Raw genomic sequence first — 13,918 nt, 5'->3', positions numbered from 1 at the left:
GCGGCAGTCAGCCTGCTTGAGGCGCTCAAAGCCTGAGCGCCGCTTCGCATTGCATCTAATACCAAAGTCATAATCCCATCGTCGCGGTGCCTTTCCGGGGCGCTTTCTGCCATTTTTTCCTTCGTTGGCCGCGTTTTTGAGTCCGCGTTCGGAGGAATTGCGGACGGTGGCGCGCAGCCATCGAGGACAGACGGGATCCACGGGAGGATATATCAATGGCAATGGCATCGACCGCCGGCGGAAAAAGCCGCGGCATGACGCGGGAGGAAAAGAAGGTCATCTTCGCCTCCTCGCTCGGTACCGTTTTCGAATGGTACGATTTCTATCTTTACGGTTCGCTGGCCGCCTTCATCGGCGCGACCTTCTTCAGCCCGACCATCCCCGAGGCGACGCGCAACATCTTCGCGCTGCTAGCTTTCGCCGCCGGCTTCCTCGTCCGTCCCTTCGGCGCGCTTGTGTTCGGCCGCATCGGCGACCTCGTCGGCCGCAAATACACCTTCCTCGTCACCATGACAATCATGGGCCTGTCGACCTTCCTGGTCGGCCTGCTGCCCGGCTATGCCAGCTGGGGCATCGCGGCGCCGGTGATACTGATCGGGCTGCGCATGCTGCAGGGGCTGGCGCTTGGCGGCGAATATGGCGGTGCCGCAACCTATGTCGCAGAGCACGCGCCGGACGATCGCCGCGGCTTCTACACCTCCTGGATCCAGACGACGGCAACGCTCGGCCTATTCCTGTCGCTGATCGTCATCCTCATCGTCCAGGGTTCGCTCAGCAAGGAAACCTACGCTGCCTGGGGCTGGCGCATTCCCTTCATCGTCTCCTTCCTGCTGCTTGCCATTTCGATCTGGATCCGGCTGTCGCTTTCGGAGTCGCCGACCTTCCAGCGCATGAAGGAGGAGGGCAAGGGCTCCAAGGCGCCGCTGTCAGAAGCCTTCGGCCAGTGGAAGAATGCCAAGATCGCGCTTCTGGCGCTGCTCGGCCTCACCGCAGGCCAAGCCGTGATCTGGTACAACGGCCAGTTCTACGCGCTGTTCTTCCTGCAGAACGTGCTGAAGGTCGACGCGTGGTCGGTCAACGTCATGATCGCGATCGCGCTTGCCGTCGGCTCGATCTTCTTCGTCGTGTTCGGCTGGCTGTCCGACAAGATCGGCCGCAAGCCGATCATCATGGCCGGCCTTGCTTTGGGAATCGTCTGCACCTTCCCGCTGTTCAAGGCGCTGACCTGGGCCGCCAATCCGGCGCTGGCCACCGCACAGCAGAACACGCGCGCGACGGTGACCGCGGCACCCGGCGACTGCAGGTTCCAGTTCAATCCGGTCGGCACGGCGAAGTTCACGACATCCTGCGATATCGCGACCTCGTTCCTGACCAAGAACTCGGTGCCTTACGACGTCGTTTCGACCGCGGCACCCGGCACGGCCGCCACGGTCAAGATCGGCAACGAGACGGTGCAGTCCTATGACGCCGTCGCCGCCGGCGATCAGGCCAAGGCCAAGGAGGCCGCCTTCCAAAAGGCCGTCAACATGTCCCTGCAGGATGGCGGCTATCCGCTGAAGCGGGCCGCGGCCAAGGTGCCGGACCAGAAGCTCGACGCCTTCGTCGCAGCCAATCCGGAACTGAAGCTCGATGCCGCGGCGATCCGCGGCGGCGAGAAAACGACCGTTCCGACCGACAAGGCGGTGGCCGACAAGCTGCTGACCAAGGAGGAAGCGGCCGGCGCCCCCGAGGTCACCGTCTACAACATCCCGGGCGGTGGTGCCTTTGCCATGGTCGCCGATCCGGAGGCGGTGAATTGGCCGGTGACGATCGGCATCCTGTTCATCCTGGTCGTGTTCGTGACCATGGTCTACGGGCCGATCGCCGCAATCCTGGTCGAGATGTTCCCGACCCGCATCCGCTATACCGGCATGTCGCTGCCTTACCATATCGGCAATGGCTGGTTCGGCGGCCTGCTGCCGGCAACGGTGTTCGCACTCAGCGCCTACAAGGGCGACATCTATTACGGCCTCTGGTACCCGGTGGTGATCGCCGCGATGTCGCTTATCATCGGCATGATCTTCGTCAGGGATACGCTTGGCACCGATCTGGACGCCAAGCAGTAGCCGATCCTCGGCAAATGAAGAGCCCGGCGCGAGCGATCGCGCCGGGCTTTTTCTCGTCTCGAGCTGGAAAGAATTGGTCAGCTCTTGCGCTGCTTGTGTTCTTCCTCGATTGCCGCCTGATGGTACCAGCCGTCGAAATCTGCGTGCGTATTGCGCAACGAGGCAAGCTCTGCCGCGAATTTCGCCTTTGCGCCTAAATTTGAGGCAGACGCCCGGCCTGCAAGCGGGAACATCAGGATCTTTGCCGAAGGACGGGACGTGGTGACATCCATTGGCGGCCTCCTACCTCTTCAGGAGCAAGTCGATTCAAATCTGTTCCCAAGATAGGTTCTGCGATTCATTTAGGCAATATGCCCACAAAAAGATCAGTCGCTGCACAATATTTATGCAGAAAGCGCGCCTGAACGATCGCCGCGCATTGCTGCGCAGGCTCAGCAAAATCAACGCTTTGCGATGACCATTTTGCCGCACCCTGGACGAGGAGAGTGGCATACGAATTGCATTTTAGCGCACGGCAGGCCGGCTCGGTCCGGCCATGCGTTGATGCCGCCCCGGCGTCCAAGCAACGAGAGGCACTGGAATGACCAAATACAAACTCGAGTATATTTGGCTCGACGGCTACACCCCGACCCCCAATCTGCGCGGCAAGACCCAGATCAAGGAGTTTGCCGAGTTCCCGACGCTCGAGCAGCTGCCACTGTGGGGCTTCGACGGCTCTTCCACGAACCAGGCCGAAGGCCGCAGCTCCGACTGCGTGCTGAAGCCGGTCGCGCTCTATCCGGATCCGGCGCGCACCAACGGCGTTCTCGTCATGTGCGAAGTCATGATGCCCGATGGCGTCACCCCGCATGCTTCGAACAGCCGCGCGACCATCCTGGACGACGAGGACGCCTGGTTCGGCTTTGAGCAGGAATATTTCTTCTACAAGGATGGCCGCCCGCTCGGCTTCCCCGAGAGCGGCTATCCGGCGCCGCAGGGACCTTATTACACCGGCGTCGGCTACAAGAATGTCGGCGATGTCGCGCGCCAGATCGTCGAGGAGCATCTCGACCTCTGTCTCGCAGCCGGCATCAATCATGAAGGCATCAACGCCGAAGTGGCCAAGGGCCAGTGGGAGTTCCAGATCTTCGGCAAGGGCTCCAAGAAGGCCGCCGACCAGATCTGGATGGCGCGCTACCTGCTGCTGCGCCTTACCGAAAAGTACGGCATCGACATCGAGTTCCACTGCAAGCCGCTTGGCGATACCGACTGGAACGGCTCGGGCATGCACTGCAACTTCTCGACCAAGTACATGCGCGAAGTCGGCGGCAAGGCCTATTTCGAGGCGCTGATGGCCCAGTTCGAAAAGAACCTGATGGATCACATCGCCGTCTATGGTCCGGACAACGACAAGCGCCTGACTGGCAAGCATGAGACTGCGCCGTGGAACAAGTTCTCCTATGGCGTTGCCGACCGCGGCGCCTCGATCCGCGTGCCGCACTCCTTCATCAAGAACGACTACAAGGGCTATCTGGAAGACCGCCGCCCGAACTCCCAGGGCGACCCCTACCAGATCGCCTCGCAGGTCCTGAAGACGATCTCGGAGGTCGCGACCGACGCAAAGGTCTCGGCTGCGGCGTGATGCTTCTACGGCGTGGGCGGCAGTCCGCGCCAGGCCAGCGAACATCAAAAAAGCCCCGGCGAAATGCCGGGGCTTTTTTACGCCTGGCTTGCTTGGCGGCGATGAGATCCGCGCTCTCGCGACAGTGCTGGCCTGCTGTTCTGACGAGGCCCGTCCTGCGGCCTTTCCGCCCTCTGGCGAGCTGTTCACGAAAAACCCCGGCTTTCGCCGGGGTTGTTTTCTGTCGGGAATGCAGTCGCTTACACCGAATAGTACATGTCGTACTCGACCGGGTGCGGGGTCATTTCGAAGCGCATCACCTCGGCCATCTTGAGCTCGATATAAGAGTCGATCTGGTCGTCGTCGAACACGCCGCCTGCCTTCAGGAAGCCGCGGTCCTTGTCGAGGTTCTGCAACGCTTCGCGCAGGGAGCCGCAGACCGTCGGGATCTTCTTCAATTCCTTCGGCGGCAGGTCGTAGAGATCCTTATCCATCGGCTGTCCGGGATGAATCTTGTTCTTGATGCCGTCGAGACCCGCCATCAGCATGGCGGCAAAGCCGAGATAGGGGTTCGCGCCCGGATCGGGGAAGCGGACCTCGACGCGCTTCGACTTCGGCGAGGAGCCGAACGGAATGCGGCAGGAGGCCGAACGGTTGCGCGCCGAATAGGCGAGCAGCACCGGCGCTTCGTAACCCGGCACCAGACGCTTATAGGAGTTGGTGAGCGGGTTGGTGAAGGCGTTGATCGCCTTGGCGTGCCTGATGATGCCGCCGATGTAGAAGAGGCAGGTTTCCGACAAGCCGGCGTATTCGTTGCCGGCGAAGGTCGGCTTGCCGCCCTTCCAGATCGACTGGTGCACGTGCATGCCCGAGCCGTTGTCGCCGAACACCGGCTTCGGCATGAAAGTGGCCGTCTTGCCATAGGCATTGGCGACCTGGTGCACGACATACTTATAGATCAGCATCTTGTCGGCGTTGCGCACCAGCGTGTCGAACTTGATGCCGAGTTCGTGCTGGGCGGCCGCGACCTCGTGGTGATGCTTTTCGACGCGCACGCCCATTTCAGCGAGCACCGTCAGCATCTCGGAACGCATGTCCTGGCAGGAGTCGATCGGCGGCACAGGGAAGTAGCCGCCCTTGATGCGCGGCCGATGGCCGAGATTGCCGGTCTCATAGTCGGTGTCGTCGTTGGACGGCAGCTCGGTCGAGTCCAGGCGGAACCCGGTGTTATAGGGATCGGCCTTGTACTTGACGTCATCGAACACGAAGAACTCGGCTTCCGGGCCGACATAGATGGTGTCGCCGATGCCTTCCGACTTCATGTAGGCTTCGGCTTTCTTGGCGGTGCCGCGCGGGTCGCGATTGTAGGCCTCGCCCGAGATCGGATCGAGGATGTCGCACAGGATCACCATGGTCGACTGGGCGAAGAACGGATCCATGTGGACCGTATCCGTGTCCGGCATCAGCACCATGTCGGACTCGTTGATCGCCTTCCAGCCCGCGATCGAGGAGCCGTCGAACATGACGCCGTCGGCGAACATGTCCTCCTCGACCTCGACGACGTCCATCGTCACATGCTGCAGCTTGCCCCTCGGATCGGTGAAGCGCAGGTCGACGAATTTTACATCGTTGTCCTTGATCTGCTTCATGATGTCTTTGGCTGTCGTCATGTCATGTATCCCTGTGTGCTGACGTTTTTTGATGATGACGGTTCAGGAAGACGGGTGGAGTCAGACCGCGTCCATGCCGGTCTCGCCGGTGCGGATGCGGACGACTTCCTCGATGTTGGAAACGAAGATCTTGCCGTCGCCGATGCGGCCGGTCTGCGCCGCCTTGCGTATGGCTTCGATGGCGCCTTCGACGGCGTCGTCGCCGAGCACGACCTCGATCTTCACCTTGGGCAGGAAGTCGACGACATACTCGGCGCCCCGATAAAGCTCGGTATGGCCCTTCTGCCGACCGAAACCCTTGGCCTCGGTGACGGTGATGCCTTGCAGCCCGGCCTCCTGAAGCGCTTCCTTCACTTCGTCCAGCTTGAATGGCTTGATGATCGCTTCGATCTTTTTCATGTAGAAAGTGGCCTCCACTGCCAAAGAGACGGGTTGCGCGCCCCGCTTGCGCCTTCATCAAGCACGAAGCGTGCCAATTACCAGAGGTTGAGGGCGGTATCGGGCGATTTCCATGCCTTGCCGCACCCGAATGCAAATCCGCGTCATCCGCTGCATCGGATGCGTCATCGACGCCCAAAGCCTATACATCGCTCCTCCATCCGTCTGCGCAAAACTTGAGCAGATAGCGCAATTTGCAGGCAGATTCCCCTCCGGGCGCCCACCGCTCTGGGATGCATACGCCGCCGCTGTTTGCTTCGAGCCGCAAATCGGACAATGCTTGATCGGATGGAGATCGGCAATCCCATGCGCAATGAACTTCTTTCCCCGTCCGAAATGGCCGAAGCCGACCGGCTGGCGATCGCACAAGGTCCGCTCGACGGCTACGGATTGATGCGCCGGGCCGGCGAGGCCGTGGCGGCCGTGCTCATGGCGCGCTATCCGGCGGCGGCACGGGTGCACGTGCTTTGCGGACCCGGCAACAACGGCGGCGACGGCTATGTCGTGGCGAGCCTGCTCCGGAAGAGCGGTGTCGACGTTGCGTTGTGGCAATCGGGCGAACCGCGCGCGGGCAGCGATGCCGCGCTGGCTGCAGCCGATTGCCCGTTGGAGCCACGACCGCTATCTGCCTTCGCGGCCGAACCGGGATCGCTGGTGGTCGACGCGCTGTACGGAGCGGGGCTCTCGAAAGCACTGTCGGGCGATGCCGGCCGGGCCGTCCAGGTCGTTGCGGATCTCGGCTTGCCGGTCGTCGCCGTGGACCTGCCCTCGGGCGTTTCCGGCGAAAGCGGCGCCATCCTCGGCAGCGCATTTCGGGCGGTCGTTACCGTGACGTTCGCGCGAAAGAAGCCGGGGCATCTGCTGCTGCCGGGGCGGGAAACGAGCGGCGAGATCGTGCTCGCCGATATCGGCATCGGTGACGACATCATCGCTCGAGTCGCGCCGCGCAGTTTCGAGAATGCGCCGGCGCCCTGGCTGCCTGTCTTTCCGGTTCCGGCCGTCGATGCGCACAAATACAAGCGCGGTCATGTCAGTGTCTTTTCGGGCGGTCCTGCGGCCACCGGTGCCGCGCGCCTGTCGGCGCTCGCAGCCGCAAGAAGCGGGGCAGGGGCGGTGACGGTGCTGTCGCCGGCGAATGCCATGCAGGTCAATGCCGCGCATCTGACATCGATCATGCTGCGCAAGGTCGACGCAGTTGCCGATCTCGGTGCGTTCCTTGCCGACCGCCGCCCCTCGTCCTTTGTGCTCGGCCCGGGGTTTGGCATCGGCGAAAAGGCGCGCGATTTTGTCCTGGCGCTGCTCGGCGCCGGGCACGCGCAGGAGACCGGCGTTGAAGGGCTGGTGCTCGACGCCGACGGCATCACCTCGTTTCGCGACGTGGCTGAGACGCTTTTCCAGGCTGCCCGAAAGTCCGGCGCCCCGGCGCTGGTGATGACGCCGCATGAAGGCGAGTTCGGCAGGCTGTTGCCCAAGGTCGCGGGCGACAAGGCTCTTTCCAAACTCGGCAAGGCCCGCGCGGCGGCGGCGCGAGCCAACGCCGTCATCGTCTACAAAGGCGCCGACACGGTGATCGCAGCACCAGACGGCCGCGCCGCGATCAACGGCAATGGCGCGCCGTGGCTTGCCACCGCGGGTTCGGGCGACGTGCTGGCGGGCATCATCGCCGGGCTCCTGGCACAAGGCATGCCGGCGTTCGAAGCGGCCTGCGCGGCTGTCTGGATACACGCCGAAGCCGGCAGCCGGTTCGGACCCGGCCTGATCGCCGAGGATTTGCCTTTGGCGATGGTGCCTGTGCTGCACGCGTTGGTCGAGAATGGGATGGCTGCCCGATGATGAGGCTGGCGATCCTTGTCGCGGTCGCTGCCATCGCTGTTCTTGGCGTGCGGGCGGCTGATGCTGCCGGTCGTCCGGTCACGGTCGTGGACGATCCGCAGGTGCTCGCCAAGCTCGACGCCGATGGCTTCGGATTCGCCGGTATTTTTGGCATCAGCGGCAAGGATGATCTGAAAACGCTCTATGACGCGGCGCCGGCCTACCACGCCATCGTCGACACCGTAGCGGCCGATGTCGCAGCACTGCGCGCCGACCTGAAAGCAGGCGGCCGGCCGCTCTATGAGGTGACCGACGGCAATGTCGGCCGCATCATCGACATGCGCTGGCTGAAGACCGACGCTGCGCGTTTCCGGCTGGTCGGCGTCGTCAACCGGCTCGACCGGCGTGACTTCGCAAAGCTCGGTGGGGAAGCGGGCTGCGGCGAGGTGCGCTTCATCTACCGCCTTGCCTATAGTTTCAGGAAGAACGGCAAGGTGTTGGCCTCGAGGCTGCCGTTCAATTTCAGTGCCATCTACCGCGCAGCTCCCGACGCCGACGGCGGCTGTACCGGCGTCGCCGGGCGCTGGACGCCGCAGATCGACGAAGCGGCGGATGCCGGGTGGCTGTCCGGCGGACCGCTGGATAAAGCGAGCCTCTCCTTCAAGCAGCTCGAACTCAACGCTCAGGTGGTGCGCTTTCCTTCCGGCCAGGAGACCGAATTTGGCGGTCAGGCCGCCTATCTCATGCGCATCTTCGGTATCGACGGCACCACAATCAGCCAGAAACCGCTCGAAAATACGCCGGACACCATCCGCCTTGCGCAAGACGCGCGGTTGAAGGCGAGGCTTACGGACTATGTCCGCGCCAATGCCGGTGCAATCGATCTCGGCGTTTACGAAATCCCGGATGAATTCCTAGCGAAGAAGGTCATCTCCTGGTCGACCTTCGGCAGTGCCAGGCAGGCCAATCATCCATTCACGCCACTGTTCGAACCGGAGGCGCTTGCCGGGGTCGACTATTCGAAACTGACATTAGCGCGCACGGCTGAAGCCCTGATCGAGCGGCTCGACAACGGCGCCTGCCATGGCTGCCATCAGGCGGGCTCGACCGCAGGATTCCATTTCATCGGCCTCGACGATAGCACGACTTCGCCGCTCAACCGCATCGAAGTCGGCATCTCGCCGCATCTCCATGCCGAGATTCCGCGCCGCGAGGCGTGGCTGCAGGCGACTGTGGAAGGCAGAGAAGCGAACGGGTTTCGCCCGTTGTCCTTCGCACCACCCGCCGCGTGGAAAGACACCGGCGAGATCGCCTATACCCCGGCCGAGACGACCATGCCGTGCCTGGTGCCGGAAGACGCCGCCCGCTTCGGCAGCAGCTGGCAATGCGGAGCCGGCACGGTCTGCACACAGATCGCGACCGCTACAGGGGTTAGGACGAAACTGGCGCAATGCCTGCTGCCGAAGGAGAGCCGGAACATCTTTTCCGGCCATCCCTGCTTGACCGGAACGATTGCCAGCGACACCGCGCAGCCCTTCAACGACCGTTACAACGTCACCGGCCAGTTCGCGGCGTTCGCGCCCGCCATTTCACGCACCGCCTATACCTGCCGGCCGCCCAAGATCGGTGTGCCAGGCGGCTTCGCCTATCGCGGCTGCGACGCGAAGGATCTGGCCTTCTCCGCTTTCAAGGCTGGCAAGCCGATGCCGAGCGAAATCTGCGGCCTGGTCGGCGGCAAGAAGTTCGATATTTGCGTGGCGACCAACAATTTCGACCAATGCCTCGGCGACGCAGTTAATCGCGGTAACCGTCCGGCCTGCTCGGCCGATCGTTTCTGCCGCGAGGATTATATGTGCCAGTCGCTGCCGTCCGACACGCCGGGTGCTGGCAGGGTCAAGGGCATCGGCTTCTGCTCGCCGACCTATTTCCTGTTCCAGATACGCATCGACAATCATGCGACGCCGTGGACGAACACCGCCCGCGCGAGCATGAGCGCGGGCTTTGGCGCCACCGAGGAGTAAGCGGTCATACCGGTTGGGGTGCGTATTTTCCGACGCTTGCCGCCAGCGCTTCGAGCACACGCTGCTCACTGATACCGCGCGTGTTCAGGACCCAGCTCGGTATCGAGATCGGAGGCTCGATGAAGGTTACCTGCTCGTTCAAGGGTCCATGCACGTAGGATCGGTTCGAGCCGAAGATGAGCACGCTTGGAATGCCCAAGGCGCCGGCTGCATGGGACACACCGCCATCGACACCGAGAAAGACGGTGGAGGCCGCGATCTGGTGCATGGCCTCTGCAATGTCGGGCGTCGAGGTGAAGTCGATCGCCTCAGGCAACAAGGCGCGAATCTGGGCGGCAGCCTGGCGTTCGCGCGGACCGCCGACAAGCCAGACGGACCAACCCCGTTCGATATGCTTTCGTGCGACCGAGACGAAGCGCTCGGGCGGCCATGAGCGCATGTTCTCGAAATCGGAAGTATAGAGGGAAAGCACCGGCCTTGCCGGATCGATGCCGTTGCGCCGGCGCCACTTGGCAACGTCTTCGGACGAAATCGCCAGCCGCGGGGCCGGCAGCTGTTTTTCCTCGGCGGGCTGCTTGCCGAGGAGCGCGATCGCACAGACCTGTTCGACGAGCCTTGTCTTGCGCGGGCCGAAGGCCACGAAGGTTTTCAGCCATCCCGCCGGCAGCCGGTTGACGATGCCGAACTGGAGCTCGCGCGGATATCCAATGCGCTCGGGAATGCCCGCCAGCCACGGCACCAGGGCCGCCTTGGTGCTGCTGGTGAGCAGATAGGCTGCCTGATAATTCTCCTGGCGGAGTTCGCGCGCCAGCCGCACCCGCTCCTTGAGACCGGGGTTCCAATGCCTCTCGACGGTCCAGGCCTTCCGGACATGCGGCATCAAGCGCGCCAGGGGCGCGGCGAGCGGCGAGGTGATGACGTCTATCGGCTGTCCGGGAAACGTCGCTGCTATGATTTGAATTGCCGAATGGCAGCGGATGAAGTCGCCGATTGCCGGCAAGCAGAACACGAGAATGGGGCGCAACGCGCGATACCTTTTCGATCCGACGCAGTCGCCGCGAACGGCGAGCATGCCGGTTCCTTGTCACGGAAGCGCCTCGCCATCAAGGATGCGGGCATAGAGTTCCAGGTAGGCCTTCGCGGTTTTCGCGATCGGAAATCTGTCGGCGGCAGATTCACGGCATTTGCGTATGCACAGGTCTGCGACCTCGGCAAGACCTTCGGCGAACTCCTCGTCGCTCTCGAAGAATCGGCCCGTATCCGTGTCCACCGTCTCCGGCAGGGCGCCGCGCGCTGTGGTCAAAACGGGCGTGCCGCACAGCATCGCCTCGACCGGCGCATTGCCGAAAGGCTCTTCCCAGGCGATCGGATTGAGGAAGGCCTTCGATGCGCCCAGCAGGCGCAGCTTGTCGTCGCCGTCGACGGCGCCGTTGAAGCGATAGCGGCGGGAAAGACTCTTGAAAAAGACCCCCTCGCGGCGGGTCCGACTTCGGCCGAGCAATTTCCACCGCGAGCCGCCGGCGATGTCGAGGGGAAAGTCGAATTTCCTGGCGAGCTCGACTGCCCGGTTCAAGCCCTTTCCGGCGCGTGCGATGGCCGCCATGAAGAGGAGGCGATCGCTCTTCGATTCGGCCAGCCGATAGTCATCCACCGGAAAGCCGTTGTAGACGAAGGTCTTGCGGCCGTGCAGCTGGGCGTGCCGTGCGCTGATGAAGCTCCAGTTCGGTTGCGGCCGCGGATAATCCGGTAAATGGCCCCGCTCGGTGTTGAGGGTCGGGAAGTCAACCTCGACCTTCCACGCATGAAGGTGGACGATTTGGGTGTCCTTGGGGATCGCCGCGCGGCACTCGGCATCGCTCACAGCATGCCGGACTTCGCACAGTGGATGTGACGATCCAGGGCCCGCCACGAGGACGACATGGTGGCCCTGCCTGACCAGTTCAGTGGCCAGCCAGTCGACCTGACGTTCTATCCCGCCGTAGCCTTTGCACGGAACGACGCCCTTTGTTGCAAGGGTTATTAGCATTCATTACCGCCATCACATTGATGTGATTTCAATGTGATTAGAGGTTGCCAGTTGTCAACCTCCGACGACGGATTGCGTAAGCCAGAGTTCCAGCCGCCGGCCGGCTTTCGAGGTTCCACCGATTGAGATGGTCGGCGACTCCCCGTCGCGAGGCCAAGCGGAAGGAGAGGGGCTAAGCAACGAGAATAACGGCGGACCTGCCGAAATGCTTGCCAGCTACAAGGACCAGTCGCGACACCACCGCCTCACAGCGGAATGTTGTCGTGCTTCTTCCAGGGGTTCTGCATATCCTTGTTGCGCAGCATGCGCAGCGCCCGCGCGATCCGGCGGCGCGTCGAATGCGGCATGATCACCTCGTCGATATAGCCGCGTTCGGCCGCTACGAAGGGCGACAGGAACCGATCCTCGTATGCTTTGGTGTGGGCGGCGATCTTCTCCGCGTTGCCGATGTCCTTGCGGTAGATGATCTCGACCGCGCCCCTTGCGCCCATCACCGCGATCTGCGCCGTCGGCCAGGCATAGTTCATGTCGCCGCGCAGGTGCTTCGACGCCATCACGTCATAGGCGCCGCCATAGGCCTTACGGGTGATCACGGTGATCTTCGGCACGGTGGCTTCGGCATAGGCGAACAGCAGTTTTGCGCCATGCTTGATCAGCCCGCCATATTCCTGCGCGGTGCCTGGCAGAAAGCCTGGAACGTCGACCAAGGTAACGATCGGGATCGAGAAGCAGTCGCAGAAGCGCACGAACCGCGCCGCCTTGCGGCTGGCGTCGGAGTCGAGCACGCCGGCCAGAACCATCGGCTGGTTGGCGACGAAGCCGACGGTTCGCCCCTCCACACGGCCGAAGCCGGTGACAATGTTCCTGGCGAAGCTCGCCTGGATCTCGAAGAAGTCGCCTTCGTCGGCAACCTTCAGGATCAGTTCCTTGATGTCGTAGGGCTTGTTGGCGTTGTCCGGAATCAGCCGGTCGAGCGACATGTCATGGTCCGTCACCGACTGGTAGCATTCGATCTCGGGAATCTCTGCGGTATTGGACGCCGGCAACAGGTCAATCAGCCGGCGCATCTGCAGCAGCGCCTCGACATCGTTGTCATAGGCGCCGTCGGCGATGGAGGATCGGGTCGTGTGTACCGTGGCGCCGCCGAGGCTTTCGGCCGTCACCGTCTCATTGGTCACCGTCTTCACCACGTCCGGCCCGGTGACGAACATGTAGGAGGTGTCGCGCACCATGAAGATGAAGTCGGTCATGGCCGGCGAATAGACATCGCCTCCGGCGCACGGGCCCATAACCAGCGAAATCTGCGGGATGACACCGGAGGCGAGCACGTTGCGCTGAAAAATCTCGGCATAGCCGCCGAGCGCGGCCACGCCTTCCTGGATGCGTGCGCCGCCCGCGTCGTAGAGGCCGATGATCGGCGCGCGATTACGCAGCGCCATCTCCTGCACCTTGACCACCTTCTCGGCATGCGCCTCAGACAGCGAGCCGCCGAAGACGGTGAAATCCTTGGCAAAAAGGTAGACTGGACGGCCGTTGACGGTGCCCCAGCCTGTGACGACGCCGTCGCCCGCGATCTTGGTTTTCTCCATGCCGAAGTCGGTTGAGCGGTGCTCGACATACATGTCGAACTCCTCGAACGAACCCTCGTCGAGGAAGACGTCGATGCGCTCGCGGGCGGTGAGCTTGCCCTTCTTGTGCTGGGCCTCGATCCGTTGCTTGCCGCCGCCCATCCGGGCGATCTCGCGGCGGCGCTCGAGTTCCTTCAGCACGTCCTTCATCGCTGCCCCCACAATAGAAAGGTGGTTTGTGGTAATCGTGAGGGCAGCGCAGCGCAAGCGTCGCTTTTCGATCGGCGTTTTGTTGCGCTGCAACATCCACCCTTGCATTTTGCGGCGGACTCGGCCATATGCGGTCGCATAGGCGCTTGGGCCGAACTTCGGCTTTCTCCACTAATTGAGACTGGTTGCGTCTGTTTTCCCTCTTTCCGGTGGGCCCTCCCGTCGATCGGCAAGCTGGCGAAAGAGCCCCGGGGCATGACGCCTGCGGGCACGACAGCGCAGCCGCGCGGACGCTCCCCGTCCGCCGCCTTGTCGTTTCCTGAAAATTTTTCGACGGCAGGTTGCGCCCTGCCGCCATGATGTTTGCGGCTACAGGGCCGCGTGAAAGAAGACTATTTTGACCAATGAAAATCAGGCGGACCAGAACGGTTTCGCTACCCTTGGAATCACCGGCGCGCTGCTCAAGGC

Annotated in this window: 10 protein-coding genes; 4 read left to right on the top strand and 6 right to left on the bottom strand. The window is 62.8% G+C overall.

The window, feature by feature from the left end; all coding sequences use genetic code 11:
• The first annotated feature begins 215 nt into the window (after positions 1 to 215).
• The gene (locus tag EOA75_RS16880; protein WP_067321442.1) at positions 216 to 2,105 is read left to right on the top strand and encodes an MFS transporter; all 1,890 of its coding nucleotides are present in this window, start codon (positions 216 to 218) and stop codon (positions 2,103 to 2,105) included.
• 77 nt (positions 2,106 to 2,182) lie between these two features.
• On the opposite strand, the gene EOA75_RS16875 is transcribed toward EOA75_RS16880, so the two are convergent.
• Positions 2,183 to 2,377, bottom strand: a complete 195-nt coding sequence (locus tag EOA75_RS16875) for a DUF2735 domain-containing protein (protein ID WP_067321438.1) — start codon at positions 2,375 to 2,377, stop codon at positions 2,183 to 2,185.
• A gap of 308 nt (positions 2,378 to 2,685) precedes the next feature.
• Between EOA75_RS16875 and EOA75_RS16870 the strand changes: the two genes are divergently transcribed.
• Positions 2,686 to 3,726: a glutamine synthetase beta-grasp domain-containing protein gene (locus EOA75_RS16870; protein ID WP_066989630.1), complete on the top strand. Its 1,041-nt coding sequence runs from the start codon at positions 2,686 to 2,688 to the stop codon at positions 3,724 to 3,726.
• 239 nt (positions 3,727 to 3,965) lie between these two features.
• On the opposite strand, the gene glnA is transcribed toward EOA75_RS16870, so the two are convergent.
• Together glnA and EOA75_RS16860 are read right to left on the bottom strand one after the other, a co-directional pair.
• Complete coding sequence (gene glnA, locus EOA75_RS16865) at positions 3,966 to 5,375, bottom strand: type I glutamate--ammonia ligase (RefSeq protein ID WP_066989632.1); 1,410 nt, start codon at positions 5,373 to 5,375, stop codon at positions 3,966 to 3,968.
• A 60-nt stretch (positions 5,376 to 5,435) separates the two neighbouring features.
• On the bottom strand, positions 5,436 to 5,774 hold the full coding sequence (locus EOA75_RS16860; protein ID WP_006205430.1) for a P-II family nitrogen regulator: 339 nt from the start codon (positions 5,772 to 5,774) through the stop codon (positions 5,436 to 5,438).
• A gap of 345 nt (positions 5,775 to 6,119) precedes the next feature.
• Between EOA75_RS16860 and EOA75_RS16855 the strand changes: the two genes are divergently transcribed.
• Positions 6,120 to 7,646, top strand: a complete 1,527-nt coding sequence (locus EOA75_RS16855) for an NAD(P)H-hydrate dehydratase (protein WP_127324697.1) — start codon at positions 6,120 to 6,122, stop codon at positions 7,644 to 7,646.
• Positions 7,643 to 9,646, top strand: a complete 2,004-nt coding sequence (locus EOA75_RS16850) for a hypothetical protein (RefSeq protein WP_127324696.1) — start codon at positions 7,643 to 7,645, stop codon at positions 9,644 to 9,646. Before EOA75_RS16855 ends, EOA75_RS16850 begins: the two co-directional genes overlap by 4 nt.
• Before the next feature lie 4 nt (positions 9,647 to 9,650).
• On the opposite strand, the gene waaF is transcribed toward EOA75_RS16850, so the two are convergent.
• From waaF to EOA75_RS16835, 3 genes are all read right to left on the bottom strand, one after another.
• Positions 9,651 to 10,670 (bottom strand): lipopolysaccharide heptosyltransferase II, encoded by a 1,020-nt coding sequence (waaF, locus tag EOA75_RS16845; RefSeq protein ID WP_127324695.1) that lies wholly within the window; start codon positions 10,668 to 10,670, stop codon positions 9,651 to 9,653.
• Positions 10,671 to 10,730: 60 nt separating this feature from the next.
• Positions 10,731 to 11,507, bottom strand: coding sequence for a glycosyltransferase (locus tag EOA75_RS16840; RefSeq protein WP_245466654.1), 777 nt, complete (start codon positions 11,505 to 11,507; stop codon positions 10,731 to 10,733).
• A gap of 410 nt (positions 11,508 to 11,917) precedes the next feature.
• Positions 11,918 to 13,450, bottom strand: coding sequence for an acyl-CoA carboxylase subunit beta (locus tag EOA75_RS16835; protein WP_127324693.1), 1,533 nt, complete (start codon positions 13,448 to 13,450; stop codon positions 11,918 to 11,920).
• Between the last annotated feature and the right edge of the window lie 468 nt (positions 13,451 to 13,918).

This window comes from Mesorhizobium sp. M1A.F.Ca.IN.022.07.1.1, assembly GCF_003997575.1.
Lineage (GTDB): Bacteria > Pseudomonadota > Alphaproteobacteria > Rhizobiales > Rhizobiaceae > Mesorhizobium.
This window is presented reverse-complemented; position numbering and strand designations above follow the sequence as displayed.